Consider the following 17,952-nt stretch of genomic DNA (forward strand, 5'->3'; position numbering starts at 1 on the left):
TCGTGAAAGGGTTACACCAGGTCGGTGGCGGGCAGCAGCGACAAGGCGCGCGCCGTGTCGATCAGCTTGCTCATCTTCCATTGCTGCAGCAGCACGCCGGGGCCGAAATCGCGCGAACCGCCGATGGCTTCGGCCGCGATCTGGATCTTCGCGCCCTCTTCCAGCAGCAGGATGAACTCGGCCAGCTTCAGCAAGCCCTGCTTGCCCCACACGGTGGCGCCGCCGTTCGCTTCCAGGATGGCCGTCGCGTGCGTGTTGCGGGCGATTTCGCCGAGGATGAAATCGACTTCGGGCTGGCGGCGGTCGATATAGATGGGAATTTCGCGCACCAGCTGGTAGCGCTGCACGGGCACGTAGCGGATCGGCAGGGTGCGGTGCGTCTGCGCCCACGCGCCCAGCGACGGCGAATGCACGTGCGAAATCGAGGTGACCTCGGGCCGCTCGCGGAACAGTTTTAAGTAGCGCGCGCCGCCGTTGTTCGCGTCGCCCACGAGCACCGTGCCATCGAGCGCCAGCACGGCCGCCTTCAGGGGCTGGCCACGGCGGAACGGGCCCGGATCGTTGACCACCACCACCTTGTCGCCGCCGGGCGTGCGCTCGACGAAGCCCACCGTGCCATTGGCCGTCAGGCTGCCCGTTTCGCGCAAGCCGTCGAAGGCGATCTGCGCATCGCGGCGCACCTGTTCCACGAAGGCCAGTTCGGCCGCCGTCAAATCCTGCGCCTGTACTTGTTGTGCTTCCGCTTGTGCCACGTCCGTCATGTCATGCTCCATTCTTTGGGGTTGGGATACGGGTCAGTCCTGCCTCTACTTTCGCAAGACGCGTGCCAGCGCCGCGGCCAGTCAAATGGTGGAAGGCTGCTGCCTGCGCAACAGCGGCTGCTGGCCTGGCAGCAGCCGCGTGCGCACGCGCTGTCGGCAAGCCAGCAAGCGGCGCGGGCACGTTTCCTGCACGGTTCAAGGCTCCACCCACCACCAAGGAATTCCATGACTACCGCACCATCCCCTGCTGTCGATACCGTCTGGTTCACCCGCTGCCCTGTGCCCACGGCCACGGGCCTGGCCTATAAACTGGGCTGGCTGGACGAGGAATTCGCCCGCGACGGCATCGCCCTGAAAACCCTGCAGGAAGTGGGCGGCGAACTGGCGCGCCACCATTACGACCACGGCCTGTCCACGCTCGTGCGCGAAGGCGGCAACCTGCTGGCCCTGCCGGCACGCGCGCAGGGGGCGCCCACGCGCCTGATCGGCCTGACGTGGATCGATGAATGGCAAGCCATCCTCGTGCGCCCCGGTTCCGGCATCACGAAGCCCGCGCAGTTGCAGGGCAAACGCCTGGCGCTGCCCGTGTTCCGCGCAGAGGACTTGCGCGAGAACCGGCGCGGGCGCAGCATCGCGCGCGGCATGAGCCTGGCCGGCTACAAGGGTGTGCTGGCGTCCGCCGGCCTCACGCTCGACGATGTGCAACTGGTGGAGGTGGGCGCCGACGCCCAGGCATCGGTCAATCTGGGTGCGGGACTGTGGCAAGGCATCGCGCCGCTGCTGCGCGGCGAGGTCGACGCCATCTACGTGAAAGGCGCGGCGGCGGCCGAAGCGGCCCGCGCGGCGGGACTGGAAGTGGGCATCGATATCGACGCCCTGCCCGACCGGCGCTTCCGCGTGAACAACGGCACGCCACGCCCGATCACCGTGCATGAAACGATGCTGGAACAGCATTTCGAACTGGTCGTGCGCTTCCTGACGCAAACCCTGCGCGCCGCGCACTGGGCTCGCAGTCACCAGGCCGACGTGCTGGCCATCCTGCAGGGCGAGACGCGGGCCGGCGCCGACGCCGTGGCCGAAGCCTACCGCGACGGCTTTCACCTGACCCTGGCGCCCGACCTGTCCGACGAGAAGGTGGCGCTGTTCCGCCAGCAGAAGGATTTCCAGCTGCAGCACGGTTTCCTCGACCGCGACGTGGATATCGAGCGCTGGATCGACCGCCGGCCGTTGGAAGAGGCGCAGCGGCGGCTGGACGCGCTGCTGCAAGTGGCGGCATAAAACGGATAGCACAAGGCCGGCGAATTTGCCGGCCTTTCTACATCAGACAATCACGCTCAGAACTGGACGGTATAAGACGCGCCCACCGTGCGGCCCTGGCCGATGGTGACGGTGTCGCCATTGACGGCGCCCGGCACGAAGCTGGTAAGCGTATGGTTGCGGTAGACCTTGTCGGCCAGGTTGTTCGCATACGCCGTGATGCGGTGTTTGCCGCCCGGGAGCACATACGACAGGCGCGCATTGGCCAGCGCGAAGCCGCCCTGGTTCAGCAAGCCGCGCGCGTCGCTTTGCGGGTCGACATAGTAGTACTGCTTGGACGTATAGCGCACGTCGCCGCTGAAGACCAGCTGCGCGCCATTGCCCAGCGGGTAGCGGTAATCGGCCGCCAGCAAGGCTGTCACGTGGGGCGAGCGCACGAATTCATTGCCGGAGCGGTCGCCGCCATTGTTCTGGATGGCGAAATCGTCGAATTCCGTGCGCAGCAGGCCGATATTGGCGTTGATGTGCAGGTTGTCCGTCGGCTGCGCCTCGATCTCGAATTCCGCGCCATTCACGTGGGCCTTGCGCACGTTCTGCAGGTAATTGACGCTTTGCGTAGGGTCGCCGTTGTACACGCCCGTGATATTGACCTGCACGTTCTTGTAATCATAGTGAAAAACGTTGGCGTTGAAATTCAGGCGTCCATCCAGCCATTCCGACTTGATGCCCGCCTCGAACGAGTTCAGGGTTTCCGGCTTCACCGTATTCAATGCTCGCACGTCCGTGGCGCTCGTGTTGTAGCCGCCGGACTTGATGCCGTGCGCGTATTTCAGGTAGCCGCGCAGGGTGCGGCTGAAGCGGTATTCAGGCGTCACGTCGTACGTCAGCGCATTCCACGTGGTCGACGGATTCGACGTGAAATTGTTGTTGGCGACCGAGGCGGTCGCGTAATTGCCGCCCTTGACCGTGTTCCACCAGTTGGCCGCATCGCCAAACGTCACCGTGTTCGATGCGGCCTGCACGCGCCGCAAATCGAGATCCTTGGTTTCCGTCGTCCAGCGCAAGCCAAACGTGGACAGGAACTGCTCGCTGAAGTTGACGGTCGTGCTGCCGAAGATGGCCGCGCTGCGCGCCTTGTGCTGATAGATGGTGCGGTTGTAGCCGACGGGCTGCGTGCTGCCCGCCAGCGCCGGCACGGTGCCGTTGGGCAGGCGCGCGCCGGCCGAATCGGAATCGATCTTTTCATTGAAGTAGAACAGCCCCGCGACCCAGCTCACGGCGCCGTTTTGCGGCGATGTGAGGCGCAGCTCCTGCGACACTTGCCGGCTGCTGGCCTTCGAACGGCTGCGGCCCACTTCCAGCGGCGTATTGTCGCTGTCGCCCGTCGCTTCGTTGCGGAAGTTTTCATAGCCCGTGATCGACGTCAGGGTCAGCTCGCCCAGCGCGTATTCCAGGTTCAGCTGCGCGCCGCCCTGCGTCACGTCGCTGTCCGCCGGCGCATTCGTGCTCACGTCATCGGGATTGGTGCTGGGGATGTAGCCGTTGCGGTAGACGCCATTCGCGCCATAGCTGGCCACTGTGGTGGTGGCGCCCTTGGTCGTGTAGTCGCGGTAATGCAGGTTCAGGTTCGCCGTCAGGTCGCGCCCGATCAGGGCCTTGAGCTGGCCGCGGATGGCGCTGTCCTTGAGCTTTCCATCGCGCTCGCCCGTAAACTGGTTGTGGAAGCGCCCCTTGTCCTGCTGCTCCGTGTGGAAGGACAGGCGCCCCGCCAGCACTTCGTCGACCAGCGCGCCGCCGATGGCCCCTTCGGCCAGCTTGGTGTCGTAGCTGCTGTAGTCCAGCTTGGCGTAACCGCTGGACTTGAACGAGGGCTTGCGCGAAATCACGTTGATGGCGCCGCCCGTCGTGTTCTTGCCCCACAGGGTGCCTTGCGGCCCGCGCAGCACTTCCACCCGGTCCAGGTCGAACAGGGGAAAGCCCGTGGCGCTGGAATTGCTGATGTAGACGTCGTCGAGGTAAAAGCCGACGGGGTTCGGAAAATCGATTTGCTGCTGGCCAGCACCGACGCCGCGTATCCACCAGCGCGGACGGCCATGCTGCTGCGTGCCGGCCGACGCGTTCGGCACGTAGTTGAGGATTTCGCTGGCCGAACGGCCGATGCCCGTATCGAGCAGCTCCTTGCCGCCCAATACAGTGATCGCGCTCGGCACCTTTTGCGCGGATTCCTCGCGCTTTTGCGCCGTCACCGTGACCGATTGCAGGGAAGCGCCCTCGCCCCCACCGTTCGCGTCGGCTGCGGCAATGACATCGGCGCCAGGCGTTTCCGCATGCGCCATGCCGTGGACGAGCATCAGCCCGCCGATGGCGAAGGCCGAGCGCAGCGCGCGGCGCACTGGCGTCAAATGAAGAGGAGATGGGGAGAAGGCGGCGGGGGCAGTCGAACGGCGCATGGGTGATTATCCTTGAGTAAAGTCAAAACGCGAGATGGTGATGACTGGTATTGCAAGGGGCATGCCCGCTGCCGCAGCGCAGCAAAATGGGAGTCAAGTGATTGATTTCAAAGGAAGACTATCGTGATGATAGTGCTGTTGATTTGGCAGCAGTGGCGCTGCCACGTGCTGCCTGCGCGACAGCAGGCGGTGGCGCTGCTGTCGCGGCAACAGGGGGAATGCCTCAGGCGGCGCGCAAGAGTGCCGCCGTATGCCCGCGCACGAGGGGCAGCACTTCTTCGCCCACGCGATAGGCTTCCTCCAGGTGCGGCGTGCTGGCCAGGATGAAGGCGTCGGCGCCCAGCTGCACCAGTTCGTCCAGGCGTTCGGCCACCTGCTGGTAGCTGCCGACAATGCCCTGCGTCTGCCCGCCGCGCAGCAGATTGAAGCCGGACCAGATGTTCGGCGCCGTGATCAGGTCCTTGTAGCTGTTCAGGGTCGTCGGGCGGTTGCCGCGCTGGCGCGCCGCGCCCACGGAATCGCCGCCATCGGCGCCGAGGAACTGGCGCAGGGTGGCGGGATCGACGGCGTCAAAGCCCTTGCGCACCTCGTCCCATGCCTCTTCTTCCGTGGCGCGGGCCACGATGTCGACGCGCACGGCGCACTTGATCTTGCGGCCCAACAGCGCCGTCTTTTCATGCACGCGGGCGAATTTCTCGCGCAGCTGCTCGAACGGCTCCAGCCACGTCAGGTAGTAGTCGGCGTGCTTGGACGCCGAGCCGAGGGCCGCATCGGACGAGCCGGAAAAATAGATCTCGGGGAAATCCTGCTCCGACAGCGGCGTGGCCAGTCCCGCATCTTCCACCTGGTAGAACTTGCCCTGGTAGGAAAACGGCCCGCCGCGCCACACGCCGCGCACCACGTCGAGAAATTCCGTCGTGCGCGTATAGCGGTCGTCGTGGCCGGCCGAATCGCCCCACCACAGCTGCGCCGGACCGCCGCCGCCCGTGATCACGTTGTACAGGGCGCGCCCGCCCGTGGCCCGCTGCAGGCTGGCCGTCATGCGCGCGGCCACCACGGGGTTCAAGAAGCCGGGCTGGAACGGGATCATGAAGCGGAAGGTGCTCGTTTCGCGCGCCAGCAGCGCAGAAATCGCCCACGGTTCGTCCGTCATGGGGAAGGACGGGATCAGGCCACCCTGGAAGCCCGATATTTCAGCGGCGCGGGCGATCTCGGCCAGGTAGTCAATATACGTAAAACCGTCGGCGCCGTCGCCACCGAGGCCGGACTGGCGCAGGTTGTCATTGCCGGGAAACCAGTCGCCGCGAAACGGCGTACGGGCGCGATGCGAACTCGGTTCGCCATGCGTGGGGATGCGCCAGAAAAAATCGATAGCCATGCAGGTACTCCTTCAGTAGGTTGGATACAGGAACTCAAGCCGCTTGCAGCTGTGCGCGCAACGCTGCCCGCACGCGGGGCAGCACGTGCTCACCGATGCGGTAGGCTTCCTCGAAATGGGGAATGGCCGCCAGCACGAAGCTGGACACGCCGGCCTGCGCATACGCCTCCAGCGCGGCGCTGACCTGTGCATAACTGCCGACCAGGGCGCCGTGGGCGCCCGTTTGCGCTTGCGCAAAGCCGGGCCAGAAGGCTGCGGCACTGCCGTCGAATGGCGCATCGTCGGGCAGCCCCGCACCGCTGCGGTAGCGGCGCGCGTCGCGCAAGGCTTCGTCGAAGGTTTCGCGCGCCAGCACGTCGATGCGCAAGCCCGCCGTCACGGCGCGGCCCAGCTGGCGCGCCTGCGCTTGCAGGCTGTCGATGGCAGGCTGCAAATCCGCCTGCGGCGCCGCATCGAACACGTGCACGTCGGCCTGGCGTGCCGACAGGGCCAGCGCTTCGGGCGACTCGCCGGTCAGATAGATGCCGTTGACGGGGTGGTTCGCCAGCGGCCCCTTGAAGCCGCCGTCCTGCACTTCGAAGAACTTGCCCTTGAAGCTGAACGGCGACGTATTCTGCACGCCGCGCGCCACCGTGATGAATTCATCGATGCGCGGCAGGATGTCGGCGTCCGGCGCCGCATCGCCCTGGCGCCGGCGCGCTGCCGCATCGCCGCCATGGCCGATCTGCCAGGCGAAGCGTCCGCCCGTGAAGCGCTGGAAGCTGACAGCGTTCTTTGCCGCATACACGGCCGAACCCCAGGCCGCGTCGAATTCGGCGATCAGTTTCAAATGGCGCGTGCTGCGGGCCAGGTAGCCCGCGACGATCCAGCTTTCATCGCCCTGCGTATCGTGGCGTATCTGGATGCCATCGAAGCCGGAAAGATCGGCCGCACGGGCGATCTGGTGCAGGTAATCGAAATAATTGAAGGGCGGACGCGCGCCGCGCGGGTCGCTCACGCCCGCCTGCAGGGGACTGGGCGCGCCAGCGGCCCGTTCGCCCCTGCGCGTGATGCCGGGTGCCGCGTAACGGCCATCGCCGCTGGTGGGCAATTGCCAGATGAATTCTATGGTCATGCATGGACTCCTGTCGTGGGTCGAAGAAAACACCGCTATGCGCTTTGGATACCTGCGCGCAGCGGCCTGCCCTTCCCTCCTCGCAGAAAACATGCCATGCCGCATACGCCGGCCAGCCCCATTCGCTGTTGATTTGGCAGCAACCGGCTGCAGCCAGGGCAGCAGCATGCTGCGCGCGCAGCAGCCATGAAAAAAGCCGGAGCCGCATCGCTGCGGCTCCGGCTCCAGGAAGGGCATCATGCGCCTAGTCGATGGCGCCCGCCTTTTTCAAAAAGGTGCGCAGGATATTGCGGCTCAGGTTCAGGTGCCTGGCCGTGCGCACCTGGTTGCGCTCATTGCGCTCCCACGCGGCGCGCACCAGTTCCTGCTGCATGGCTTCGAATTCCACTGCCTCGCCCGAGTCGAGCAAGGCTTGCCAGGCGCGGGCGAAGCGCTCGGCCGCCAATAAATCGTCCTGGCCGGACGCGCCGTGGGCCGCATAGGCGATATCGGCACCGCCGGCCCAGGCGTCTGGAACAGGTATAGCGACCGGTGCTGCAGCAGGCGCCCGGTGCCAGCCTGACAAACTCAAGTCCTCGGCGCGCACGACGCCGCTGCGGCACACGAGCAGCGCGCGGTGGATGACGTTTTCCAGTTCGCGGATATTGCCGGGCCATGGATAAGCGAGCAAGGCTTGCTGCGCGTCGGGGCCCAGCTCCACCTCGCCCAGGTGCAATCGCTGCGCATAGATGGCCATGAAATGGCGCGTCAGCGGCATGATGTCGCCCGGGCGCTCGCGCAAGGGGCGTAGCGGCAGGCCAATCACCTGCAAGCGGTAATACAGGTCTTCGCGGAAGCGCCCGGCCCGCACGGCTTCGGCCAGGTCCACGTTGGTGGCGGCGATCAGGCGCACGTCGATGGGAATGGCGCGCCGCGCGCCCAGGCGCACCACTTCCCGCTCCTGCAGCACGCGCAGCAGCTTGACCTGCATCGCCAGCGGCAAGTCGCCGATTTCATCGAGGAACAGGGTGCCGCCGCTGGCCGTCTCGAACCAGCCGGGCTTGCCCTGCTGGGCGCCAGTAAACGCGCCTTTTTCATAGCCAAACAGCTCGCTCTCGACGAGGGTTTCGGAAAACGCGCCGCAATTGATCGCCACAAAGGTCTGTTCGGCGCGCCCGCTCAAGCCATGCACGTGGCGTGCAATGAGTTCTTTTCCCGTCCCCGTCTCGCCCGTGATCAGCACCGTCGCCTCGCTGGGGGCGATGCGTTCGATCAGCTCGTGCAACTGGCGCGAGCGGGGGTCGGCAAAGACAAAGGCCGTGGCGCGCACCAGCAAGCTCATTTGCTGCGGGTCGCGGAAGGCGACCAGCGCCTCGCTGTCGCCGTCAGCGCCGGCGCCACGGGCAAGGTGGGCGCTGCGCGCGAAATCGCTGCTGAAGTTGTGGGCTAAGAGTTCCATGGGCCGACTATACCGCGCTCCATCTCCAGGCGGGAACGAATGGTGCCGCGCTTGCTTATCCGGATTTTGCATATGCAGGCACTGCTCCCATGCTGGCCCGGAGTTTGCTCAGGCTGGGGAGCAGGCAATGTCGCCTGCGCACCACGGAGCACTTCCCCATGCCAGCACGCCAGCTTGTCCTGAATGTTTTTTTACAACGCCACGGCCACCATCCGGCCGCCTGGCGCCATCCAGCCGCCAGCGCCAGCGGCCGGCCCGACCTGGCCTGGTGGCTGCGCGCCGCCAGGCTGGCCGAGGCGGCCAAGTTCGACAGCTTCTTCATCGCCGACTTCATCGGCCGCGCCGGCGACGTCACGCCCGAGACTGGCCGCGCCGCCATCGGCCTGCCCTTCGAGCCGTTTACCCTGCTGTCGGCCATTGCCGCCGTCACCAGCCATATCGGCCTGATCGCCACGGTCAACACCAATTACGAGCACCCGTACCACGTGGCGCGCAAATTCAGTTCGCTCGACCACCTGAGCGGCGGGCGCGCGGGCTGGAACGTCGTGTCATCGTTTGGCGAGCATACGGCGCGCAATTTCGGCATCGATGCACCGCGCAGCCATGCGGAGCGCTATGCGCGGGCCGACGAATTCGTCGCCCTGTCCAGGGCCCTGTGGGATAGCTGGGATGACGACGCCTTCGACCGGCCAGACCGCGCCGGCGGCCAGTTCTACCAGCCGGCAGCGGGCCATGCGCTGGACTTCAACGGCGAATATTTTGCCTCGCAAGGCTTGCTGGACTTGCCCCGTCCCGTGCAGGGCCACCCTGTGCTGGTCCAGGCGGGCAATTCCGAGACAGGGCGCGAATTTGCCGCGCGCCTGGCCGAAATGGTGTACTGCTCCGCCACGTCGCTGCCCGTGGCGCAGGCGTATTACGCGGACGTGAAGGGCCGCATGGCGACATACGGCCGCGCGCAAGACCAGTTGAAGGTCACGCCCGGGCTGTCCGTGGTGGTGGCCGAATCGGACCAGCAGGCGCAGGATCAATTTGGCGAACTACAGGACCTGGTCGACTTCAGCAACCTGGAGTTTGGCGGTTTTGACTTGTCCGGCTATCCGCTCGACGGCCCCCTGCCCGACCTGCCCTACCAGGCGGGCGAGAACGGCAAGGGGCGTTTCCAGCAGCAGCTGGAGCTGGCCCGCCGCGAGAACCTGACCCTGCGCCAGCTGGTGCTGCGCTTCAGGGTCGCGCGCGGTCACCTGCAAGCCATCGGCTCCGTCAAGACGGTGGCCGACTTGATGGAGCAGTGGTTCATGGAACGGGGCGCGGACGGTTTCAACGTCGTGCCGCCGCTGCTGCCGCAAGGCTTCGAGGATTTTACACGCCTGGTGGTGCCGGAACTGCAGCGGCGCGGCCTGTTCCGCACGGAATACGCGGCCAGCACCCTGCGCGGGCACTTGGGACTGGCGCGGCCCGCCAACCCGCATACGGTGGCACGGGCGCGGGCCGCCTGACTGCGCTGTGACTAAGCCTGATCCGGATCAAAATACTTGCGCAAGCCTTGCCAGCAAGCGTAATAGTCGTTTTGCAGCAGGCCGCCGTCCAGCGCGAACGGCGTGGGCTTGAGGATGGTGCGCGTCTCGAACATGAAGGCCATGGTGTCGGCCACCTTCACGGGCGCGGACGTGTCGCTGTGCGAGGCGCGTTCGAACGTCTGCGCATCGGGGCCGTGGCCGGACATGCAGTTGTGCAGGCTGGCGCCGCCCGGCACGAAACCGGCCGCCTTGGCGTCGTACACGCCGTGGATCAGCCCCATGAATTCGCTGGCCACGTTGCGGTGGAACCACGGCGGCCGGAAGGTGTGCTCGGCCGCCAGCCAGCGCGGCGGGAAGATGGCGAAGTCGATGGCACCGAATAACGGGTTTTCGCTGGGCGCCTGCAGCACGAGGAAGATCGACGGGTCCGGATGGTCGTAGCTGATCGAACCGATGGTGTTAAAGCGGCGCAGGTCATATTTGTACGGCGCGTAATTGCCATGCCAGGCCACCACGTCCAGCGGCGAATGGTCGAGGGTCGTGCGCCACAGGTGGCCGCCGAACTTGGCCAGCAATTCGCAGTCGCCGTCGATATCTTCATACGCCGCGTGCGGCGTGAGGAAATCGCGGCTGTTGGCCAGGCCGTTCGAGCCGATGGGGCCCATGTCGGGCAAACGGAATGCCGTGCCGAAGTTTTCGCACACATAACCGCGCGCCTTGCCGTCCGGCAGGGTCACGCGGAAGCGCACGCCGCGGGGAATCACGGCGATTTCCTGCGGCTCCAGCTCGATCAAGCCCAGCTCCGTGGCAATCGCCAGCCGGCCTTCCTGCGGCACGACCAGCAGTTCGCCATCGGCCGAATAAAAGAAGCGCTGCATGGACCGGTTGGCCGCGTACACGTGGATGGCGCAGCCGCTCATCGCTTCGGCGCTGCCGTTGCCGGCCATGGTCTGCCAGCCATCGATGAAGTCCACCGCCGTGCCGCTGTCTGGCAGCGGCAGCGGGTCCCAGCGCAGCTGGTTTGGCGGCGTAGGCGGCATGGCGAGGAAATCGCTGACGATGCGGGTATTTTCAGCCAGGGTGAATGGCGGATGCTGGCTGGCGGGACGGATGCGGTACAGCCAGGAACGGCGGTTCTGCGCGCGCGGCGCCGTGAAGGCCGTGCCCGAAAGTTGTTCCGCATATAGGCCCAGGGGCGCCTGCTGCGGCGAATTCTGCCCGTGCGGCAAGGCGCCAGGCACGGCTTCCGTGGCAAACTCGTTGCCGAAGCCGCTTTGGTAGCCGGCGCCTATCATGCGCGCTCCCCCAGTCCGTCAGCCGCGTCGCGCAGCAAGCCTTGCACCACGTCGGCCTTGCCGATGGCGCCCATGGCCAGCAAGGCGAAGCGGGCGAGGAACAAGGGCGAACGCTGTTCGCCCAGGCCACCCATGGTGTGGCACAACTCGGTGTAAAGATTATCCAGTTCGATGTCGGTCATGTTATCTCCTTGTTACTTTGATTGGGCGATGCCGGCCTTCGCCAGCGCAGCCGCCACCTGCCCCGCCTGCACCTGCCGCCAGCGTCCCAGCACGTGGCCATCCGGGCGCACGAGGTAAAAACTGCCAGGCTGCGCGTCAAACAGCGAGAATACCTGCGCCGTGTGGTCCCAGGCGCACCCTTGCTCCCCGCTGCGGGAAATCGCCACGATCGTCAGCGGCATGGTGTCGCCCAGCGCCGCCAGTGCGGATGGTACAGATCCGTCCTCGCTGAAGTACAGTCCCGTGAAATGGCCATCTTTGCGGTTGAGCAAATCGGTAATATACCCCGCTTGCTGCGCGCCGTCTTGCTGCAGCGCCAGCGGGCACTCGGGCAAGACCGTGCCCGGCGCGGGGCCAGCGAAAAACACCTCCGATTCCGGCGCATTCAGGGCCGACTGCGCATACGCGATGGCGCTGGTCTGGCGCGGATTGATCAGGGAGCGTACATGCGCATGCTTGCCCGCCAGGCCCAGCACGGCCGTGCGCATGAGGTCGAAGGCAAACGTGGGCGGCGCCATGAATTCCGTGCTTTTCGTGCCGTGGCGCAGGTTTTCACGGGCGGCGTACACGCGCTCGTCCGAATAGCTGTCCAGCAGGGCATGCGGCGCCTGCCCCTTGACGACATACGCGAGCTTCCAGGCCAGGTTGTCCGCGTCGTCGATGCCGGAATTGGCTCCGCGCACGCCGAAGATGGGCACGAGGTGGGCCGCATCGCCCGCGAACAGCACGGGACCGTGCCGGTATTTTTCCAGGGTCAGGGCGTTGGCCTTATAGATGGTGATCCACACGGGATGCCACGGCGCCGTTTCTCCCATCATGGCCAGCAGGCTGTCCACGCGCGGTGCCACGTTTTCCAGCAGCACGGAGTCCCGCGCATCCTCGTCGTCGCGCAACTGGTAATCGATGCGCCAGATATCGTCGGGCTGCTTGTGCACCAGCACGGTCGAGCCGGGATTCGACGGCGGGTCGAAATACGCGAGGCGCTCCGTCGGACGCTCGCTTTTCAAGTGGATATCGACGATCACATAGCGCCCTTCATAGCTGGTGCCCTGCAGTTTCAAGCCCAGCGCCTCGCGCACGGCGCTGCGCCCGCCGTCGGCCGCCACCAGCCAGTCCGCCTCGATCTGGTAGCTTGCATCGGGCGTGGCCACGGTGACGGTGGCACCGTCGGCGCGCTGGTCCACGCCAGTGACCCGCGTTTGCCAACGGATATCGATCAGCTCCGGCTGGCGCTCGGCCGCATCGAGCAGGAATTGCTCGATATGGTATTGCGCCAGGTTGACCATGGGCGGCAGCTTCTGGTTCGCGTCTTGCGGCATCGTGAAGTGCAGCACTTCCTCGTCGCGGTAAAAGCTGCGTCCGCCCGCCCACGGCAAGCCCTTGACCAGAAATCCGTCAAGCGCGCCCAGACGTTCGATGATCTCCAGGCTGCGCCGCGAGATGCAGATGGCGCGGCTGCCCGTGCACACGCCATCGTCCGCTTCGATCAGCACCGAGCGCACGCCGTGGCGGGCCAGGCCCAGGGCCGTGGCCAGGCCCACGGGACCGCCGCCGACGATCAGCACCGGGACATGCTGCGTGGCGGCGCCGGCCGGTTTTCCGGGTGGATACACCTTCGGCACATGGGGGTAAGGGTGAAACGTGTCGCTCATGATGGGTCCTCTTCGATCAAGTATGGTCTTTGCCGCCGCGCGCAATCGGCAGGGTCAGCACGATGGCCGCGCCCGCCACCAGCAGCACGCTGGCGTACAGCAAGCCCGTGGCAAAGCTGTGCGTCAGATCCTTCAGCCAGCCCACGACGACAGGGTTCAGGGCCGAGCCGATATTGCCCGTGGCATTGATGACGGCGATGCCGATGGCGCGCGCCCCCAGGCTCAGGGCCCGGTCCGGCGTCGTCCAGAAGACGGACATGGCCGTGTAGGCGCCCGTCGAGGCCATGCACACGCCCAGCAATTGCACGATGGGATTGGCTGAATACGCGGTGAAGAGCCAGCCAAAGGCCGACAGCAGCATGGGCCAGACGATGTGCCAGCGGCGCTCCTGCAGGCGGTCCGAGCGGCGGCCCCAGGCAATCATGCCGATCACGGTGCACACCTGCGGGATGGCCGCCAGCAGACCGATCTGCGTGTTGCTGGCGTCGCCGCTGAAACTTTTCACGATCAGCGGCGTCCACACGGCCACCATGGCCAAAGTATTCACCAGGCAAAAATAGGCGATGCCGAATTTCAATACCGTAGGCGAGCACATTTCCGCCAGTACCGAGCCTTTTTCCTTCGCTGCCACCGGCTTGTGCTCGGCCGCCAGCATGCGCGCCAGCACCTGCTGTTCCAGCTTGCCCAGCCAGTTTGCCTTGCTGGGCGAGTCGTCCAGGTAGCCGTACACGGCCAGGCCCAGCAGCACGGATGGCATGCCCTCCAGCAGGAACAGCCATTGCCAGCCCTTCAAGCCCCAGTGCCCGTCCAGCCCCAGGATCAGACCCGACAGGGCCGAGCCGATGGCGGCCGTGACGGGCATGGCGATCATGAACAAGGCATTGGCGCGCGCGCGGTAGGCGCTGGGAAACCAATAGGTCAGATACAGCAGCATGCCGGGCAGGAAGCCCGCTTCCGTCACGCCGACGAGAAAGCGCAGCGCGTACAGGCTGGCCGGGCCGCTGGCAAACAGGGTCGCCGTCGAGGCCAGGCCCCAGGCGATCATCATGCTGCCTATCCATTTACGGGCGCCGATGCGCGCCAGCACGATGTTGCTGGGAATGCTGCACGCGATGTAGGCGATGTAGAACAGGGTGGTGGCAAAGCCGAACTGGGTGCCGGACAGGCCCAGGTCTTGCATCATGGTCAGGCCGGCGAAGCCGATATTGATGCGGTCAAGAAAGGAAAACACGAACAGCAGGAACAGGAATCCCAGCAGGTGGCGCGACACCTTGCGCATCACTTGCTGTTCCAGTTGAACGGTGGCCGCGTCGAGGACGGGCGCCGGGGTGGCGGGGGTGGCCGCGTGGGCGATGGTCATGCTGGTCTCCATAAGGTGTCGCCCTCCCCTTGCTATTGTTATTGGGTGAGAGCGGCCGGAGGCTCCGGCGTGCGACACAGTATGCAGACGACTACGCCGATGGTTGTCCCCATTTTGGGGACAACCATCGGCCAAAAGGACTAGCCGCGTTTCTTGATGGGCACGTTCTTGACCTTCTGCTGGTCATAGCTGAAGGAGCCGTGGCCGCTCCAGTTGTTGTCGGTAACGAAGGTGGCTTCGAATTTGGCCAGGTAGCTGCCGATGGCCGGTGGCGGCACGGACACGACATATTCGCCGCTCAGGCTGAAGACGCGCGTGGCGTTGCCCAGGCCCAGGCCATGCACGGGGCCGCTGACGGGGCGGATCACCACGCGGCCATGCGGTGGCGTAACCGATTGCGTGATCAGGGCTTCGCCGCTGACGGTGCCGTCGTCGGGATTGTAAAACAGGGCCAGATTCAGGATGGGGGCGCCAGGCAGGCCCAGATTGCCGGCGATCAGATAGACGTGTTCTACCGCATTCAATTCAGTTGAGGACACAATGGACTCCTTCGGGGAATGATTCCTGAGCCATGAATACCGGAGATCGCGGGCGCGACAGGCACTGGCTATCAGCCTTGCCGATGGCCGTTATGCTTCGGCGCATCAGCACTCTGCAGATAGCATAGCCAGTATTTTCGTAGCAATATGCTCACATTATTGCCTTGAATTTCGGCAATTTTATGCAGCCCCTGGCATGCGCCTAGCGCTAGCATTTATCCAGCCTATGCCCCTAGGCATAGCGCAAACAATTGGCGCTGGCTGGCAATGCCCAGGCGCTTATAGGCGCGCTTTTGATACGTGATCACGCTCGATGGCTGCACGCCCATGGTGTCGGCGATCTCCGCGGCCGTCAAGCCTTCGAGCACGCCGCGCAGCGCGTCGAGTTCGCGCTTGCTCAATTGCGGGCCATGCTGGCGCAGCCGGGCCAGCATCATGGGCGAGACGCCTTGCGCGGGCTGGCCGCTCAGGCTGTAGTGGTGTCTGGCCGCATAGGCGAACAGCGGCGACAGGGTTTCGATGGCGGCGATTTCGCCGGGCTGGAACTGCCCCTGGCTGCTGTCGCGGTAGAAATTGACGGACAGCCAGATATCGCTGGCCGGCTGCACCAGCAGCGACAAACGGTCCGACACATTTGGCTTCTGGTAACACGCGGCGCGGTAGCCAGGATGGCGGATTTCAGCGCTGGCTTGCTGGTGCAGCACGATGGCGGGATCGAGCTTCGGCTGGCGCGCGGGCGCGATGACGCTCTGGTTGCCGTCGAGCGCATAGTAATGGCGGGCGTAGCTGTCGGCGATATCCTGCAAAAAGCGTCCGCCGCGCCGGTCGGCCACGGCCACCGTGCGGGGCCGGTTGCCGAACTCATAAGCAAAGATCGTGCACTGGGCGATGGAAGCGGCTGCGCCGGCGGTTTTCAGGATGGCGCCCGCCATGGCATTGACGTCGGCATGGCCGATGGCCGCCACCAGGTCGAGGGCGCGCCCCAGATCCAGCTGTCCCTCCGCCTGCCGCCGCTCCACCTGCCAATAGCGCATGGCCGTCTCCCCTGCCCGCCGGGCTTATTGCTGCCGCTGCGGCAAGACCCAGTCCGGCCGGATGTAATGGCAGGTATAGCCGTGCGGCAAGCGCTGCAGATAATCCTGGTGCTCCGCTTCCGCTTCCCAGAACGGGCCGGCCGGCGCCACTTCCGTCACCACTTTGCCGGGCCACAGGCCGGAGGCGTCGACGTCGCGGATGGTGTCTTCGGCCACGCGCTTTTGCTCGTCGTTCGTGTAGAAGATGGCCGAACGGTAGCTCGTGCCGCGGTCATTGCCCTGGCGGTTTTCCGTGCTGGGATCGTGGATCTGGAAGAAGAATTCCAGGATCTTGCGGTAGCTGATGGTGTTCGGGTCGAAAATGATCTCGATGGCTTCGGCATGCGTGCCGTGGTTACGGTAGGTGGCGTTGGCCACGTCGCCGCCGCTGTAGCCCACGCGCGTGGCGATCACGCCCGGATAACGACGCAGCAAGTCTTGTACGCCCCAGAAGCAGCCGCCGGCCAGGATCGCGGTTTCATTGTCTTGTGCCATGGTGTCTTTCCCGTTCTAGTCAGAAGCAGCTATCTTACTCTGTCGCGCGACTTTCTTCAGCGGGCCAGCAAGCGCTTGAGCTGCGCAGCCTGGTAGGCGCCGATGGCGTCGTTGAACAGGCAGCGGATCAAGGGGTCGTCGACGATGTCCGCTTCCATCAGTTCTTCCCGCGTGGACGCATCGAATGGCCCGTCGTTGATGCGCATGTACATCGACGTCAGCGATTCGCCCAGCACCAGCGCCGCATGGCATTTCACCAGCGGCACTTCCGTCGTCCAGCCCGGCGCCTCGCCCGTGTCCGGCACGAGATCGATCAAATCGCCGTGCGTGCGGTAATGCAGGACCGTGGCCGCGCCGTCATGGCCGTACAGCGACAGCCGCCACACACGCGGGGCCTGGAAATAGCTGTCTTCGGGCAGCTCCATGTCGCGGTAGCGCTCAAGCAAGCCGTTCCGGCAAAAATCGAGCACCAGCACCGCATCGGCATCGGTCAAGGGCGCGAAGTGGCGCGCGATGTCCGCCGTGGCTGGCGCAAGCGCCTCGGGGCGGTAGTCGAAATCCACGTCTTGCGGGCCCACGGGAATGACCCAGGGCAGCGGCGCGGCCGGCGCCATGCCGTGCGCGTCGAGCAGCACGGCCGTCGACGGGTCGAGGCGGAAGATATGCGCCTGGGGCAGCGCGGCGCCGATTTCCTGCGCAAACTGGCGGTAGGTAATCGGGAACATCGCGTGGTTGTACCAGGACCAGTCTTCCTGCACGAACTGGCAGGAGCTGGGCACGATGTAACGGGGCGCCAGCGCGCGCAGCTGCGGCACCCAGTCGTCGGGCAGGTCGACCGGGCCAGGCTGCGCCTGCGACGGCGCGATGACGGCGATCTCGCGCATGGTCTGGAATGGCCACAGCACCATGTCCCAGGGCGCAAAGGCGGCCAGCTGCGCCAGCGTCTCCGGGCCGATCCAGGAATCGACGACATTGAGCACATTCAGCCCGGCCGCGCGCACCTGGAACAGCGAATCGACATCGTCATCCAGCGCGCGGCGCGGGATCACCTCGATCGTGCCCACCCGCACCGGCACGTCGACGTGCAGCCGCTGCACGTGGGTAAAACCCAGCGCGCGCAGCATCGCGAACAGTTCATCGAAGACGCAGTACAGGTAGATGGGCGTGGCGCGGTCCAGCACATCGAGGCTGTCGAGCGAACAGTGGTCGTCGTGGAAGTGCGAGATGAAGACGGCATCCCAGCGCAGCCGGCGCACGGCGTCAAGGTCGAAGCGCACGGGCGGAAACGCGTGGCAGTTGCGGCTGAACGGGTTTTCGACGATGGGGTCGAAGGCGATGGCCGTGCCTTCGCACTCGAAGACATAGCCGGCGTGCAGGATGCGGGAGATTTTCAGGGGCATG

General features: G+C 65.5%; 15 protein-coding genes. 2 read left to right on the forward strand and 13 right to left on the reverse strand.

The genetic code is table 11. From position 1 onward, the window contains the following. Positions 1-11 precede the first annotated feature (11 nt). A complete protein-coding gene (locus tag LSO07_RS16880) occupies positions 12-761 on the reverse strand; it encodes a class II aldolase/adducin family protein (protein ID WP_151095664.1) in 750 nt (249 codons plus the stop codon). Positions 762-986: 225 nt separating this feature from the next. Here LSO07_RS16880 and LSO07_RS16885 point away from each other — a divergent pair, with 225 nt between their 5' ends. After that, a complete protein-coding gene (locus LSO07_RS16885) occupies positions 987-2,039 on the forward strand; it encodes an ABC transporter substrate-binding protein (protein WP_151095667.1) in 1,053 nt (350 codons plus the stop codon). Between the two features lie 56 nt (positions 2,040-2,095). On the opposite strand, the gene LSO07_RS16890 is transcribed toward LSO07_RS16885, so the two are convergent. The 4 genes from LSO07_RS16890 to LSO07_RS16905 form a co-directional block, all read right to left on the reverse strand. Beyond that, positions 2,096-4,468, reverse strand: coding sequence for a TonB-dependent receptor (locus tag LSO07_RS16890; RefSeq protein ID WP_151095670.1), 2,373 nt, complete (start codon positions 4,466-4,468; stop codon positions 2,096-2,098). Positions 4,469-4,691: 223 nt separating this feature from the next. Beyond that, positions 4,692-5,846 carry an LLM class flavin-dependent oxidoreductase gene (locus tag LSO07_RS16895; RefSeq protein ID WP_151095673.1) on the reverse strand — a complete coding sequence of 385 codons (1,155 nt, stop codon included), beginning with the start codon at positions 5,844-5,846 and terminating at the stop codon, positions 4,692-4,694. A 34-nt stretch (positions 5,847-5,880) separates the two neighbouring features. Then, positions 5,881-6,960 (reverse strand): LLM class flavin-dependent oxidoreductase, encoded by a 1,080-nt coding sequence (locus tag LSO07_RS16900; RefSeq protein ID WP_151095677.1) that lies wholly within the window; start codon positions 6,958-6,960, stop codon positions 5,881-5,883. Between the two features lie 244 nt (positions 6,961-7,204). After that, positions 7,205-8,398 (reverse strand): sigma-54 interaction domain-containing protein, encoded by a 1,194-nt coding sequence (locus LSO07_RS16905; protein WP_151095680.1) that lies wholly within the window; start codon positions 8,396-8,398, stop codon positions 7,205-7,207. 158 nt (positions 8,399-8,556) lie between these two features. On the opposite strand from LSO07_RS16905, the gene LSO07_RS16910 reads away from it, so the two are divergent. Then, on the forward strand, positions 8,557-9,894 hold the full coding sequence (locus LSO07_RS16910) for an LLM class flavin-dependent oxidoreductase (RefSeq protein ID WP_151095683.1): 1,338 nt from the start codon (positions 8,557-8,559) through the stop codon (positions 9,892-9,894). 11 nt (positions 9,895-9,905) lie between these two features. On the opposite strand, the gene hmgA is transcribed toward LSO07_RS16910, so the two are convergent. The 8 genes from hmgA to LSO07_RS16950 all read right to left on the reverse strand — a co-directional run bounded on the left by hmgA (position 9,906) and on the right by LSO07_RS16950 (position 17,951). Then, positions 9,906-11,210 (reverse strand): homogentisate 1,2-dioxygenase, encoded by a 1,305-nt coding sequence (gene hmgA / locus LSO07_RS16915; protein WP_151095686.1) that lies wholly within the window; start codon positions 11,208-11,210, stop codon positions 9,906-9,908. Further along, positions 11,207-11,392, reverse strand: a complete 186-nt coding sequence (locus tag LSO07_RS16920) for a DUF2783 domain-containing protein (protein ID WP_034785812.1) — start codon at positions 11,390-11,392, stop codon at positions 11,207-11,209. Before LSO07_RS16920 ends, hmgA begins: the two co-directional genes overlap by 4 nt. 12 nt (positions 11,393-11,404) lie before the next feature. Then, positions 11,405-13,084, reverse strand: a complete 1,680-nt coding sequence (locus LSO07_RS16925) for an FAD-dependent oxidoreductase (RefSeq protein ID WP_151095689.1) — start codon at positions 13,082-13,084, stop codon at positions 11,405-11,407. Between the two features lie 16 nt (positions 13,085-13,100). Continuing rightward, a complete protein-coding gene (locus LSO07_RS16930; protein ID WP_225317328.1) occupies positions 13,101-14,444 on the reverse strand; it encodes an MFS transporter in 1,344 nt (447 codons plus the stop codon). 140 nt (positions 14,445-14,584) lie between these two features. Next, entirely contained in the window at positions 14,585-14,983 is a 399-nt protein-coding gene (locus LSO07_RS16935) for a DUF1842 domain-containing protein (RefSeq protein ID WP_034785805.1), read from the reverse strand. A gap of 224 nt (positions 14,984-15,207) precedes the next feature. Then, positions 15,208-16,017 (reverse strand): helix-turn-helix domain-containing protein, encoded by an 810-nt coding sequence (locus LSO07_RS16940; RefSeq protein ID WP_151095694.1) that lies wholly within the window; start codon positions 16,015-16,017, stop codon positions 15,208-15,210. 24 nt (positions 16,018-16,041) lie between these two features. After that, complete coding sequence (gene msrA, locus LSO07_RS16945; RefSeq protein ID WP_151095697.1) at positions 16,042-16,551, reverse strand: peptide-methionine (S)-S-oxide reductase MsrA; 510 nt, start codon at positions 16,549-16,551, stop codon at positions 16,042-16,044. A gap of 56 nt (positions 16,552-16,607) precedes the next feature. Continuing rightward, on the reverse strand, positions 16,608-17,951 hold the full coding sequence (locus tag LSO07_RS16950; RefSeq protein ID WP_151095700.1) for an MBL fold metallo-hydrolase: 1,344 nt from the start codon (positions 17,949-17,951) through the stop codon (positions 16,608-16,610). Between the last annotated feature and the right edge of the window lies 1 nt (position 17,952).

The organism is Janthinobacterium sp. PLB04 (assembly GCF_021165895.1).
In the GTDB taxonomy this organism is placed as follows: Bacteria; Pseudomonadota; Gammaproteobacteria; order Burkholderiales; family Burkholderiaceae_D; genus Janthinobacterium; species Janthinobacterium lividum.

Coding starts and splice junctions, on each gene's coding strand:
- LSO07_RS16900 (WP_151095677.1), bottom strand. CDS start 6,960: ATGACCATAGAATTCATCTGGCAATTGCCCACCAGCGGCGATGGCCGT.
- LSO07_RS16890 (WP_151095670.1), bottom strand. CDS start 4,468: ATGCGCCGTTCGACTGCCCCCGCCGCCTTCTCCCCATCTCCTCTTCAT.
- LSO07_RS16885 (WP_151095667.1), top strand. CDS start 987: ATGACTACCGCACCATCCCCTGCTGTCGATACCGTCTGGTTCACCCGC.
- LSO07_RS16930 (WP_225317328.1), bottom strand. CDS start 14,444: ATGACCATCGCCCACGCGGCCACCCCCGCCACCCCGGCGCCCGTCCTC.
- LSO07_RS16950 (WP_151095700.1), bottom strand. CDS start 17,951: ATGCCCCTGAAAATCTCCCGCATCCTGCACGCCGGCTATGTCTTCGAG.
- LSO07_RS16925 (WP_151095689.1), bottom strand. CDS start 13,084: ATGAGCGACACGTTTCACCCTTACCCCCATGTGCCGAAGGTGTATCCA.
- LSO07_RS16895 (WP_151095673.1), bottom strand. CDS start 5,846: ATGGCTATCGATTTTTTCTGGCGCATCCCCACGCATGGCGAACCGAGT.
- LSO07_RS16880 (WP_151095664.1), bottom strand. CDS start 761: ATGACGGACGTGGCACAAGCGGAAGCACAACAAGTACAGGCGCAGGAT.
- LSO07_RS16905 (WP_151095680.1), bottom strand. CDS start 8,398: ATGGAACTCTTAGCCCACAACTTCAGCAGCGATTTCGCGCGCAGCGCC.
- LSO07_RS16920 (WP_034785812.1), bottom strand. CDS start 11,392: ATGACCGACATCGAACTGGATAATCTTTACACCGAGTTGTGCCACACC.
- LSO07_RS16910 (WP_151095683.1), top strand. CDS start 8,557: ATGCCAGCACGCCAGCTTGTCCTGAATGTTTTTTTACAACGCCACGGC.
- msrA (WP_151095697.1), bottom strand. CDS start 16,551: ATGGCACAAGACAATGAAACCGCGATCCTGGCCGGCGGCTGCTTCTGG.
- LSO07_RS16940 (WP_151095694.1), bottom strand. CDS start 16,017: ATGCGCTATTGGCAGGTGGAGCGGCGGCAGGCGGAGGGACAGCTGGAT.
- hmgA (WP_151095686.1), bottom strand. CDS start 11,210: ATGATAGGCGCCGGCTACCAAAGCGGCTTCGGCAACGAGTTTGCCACG.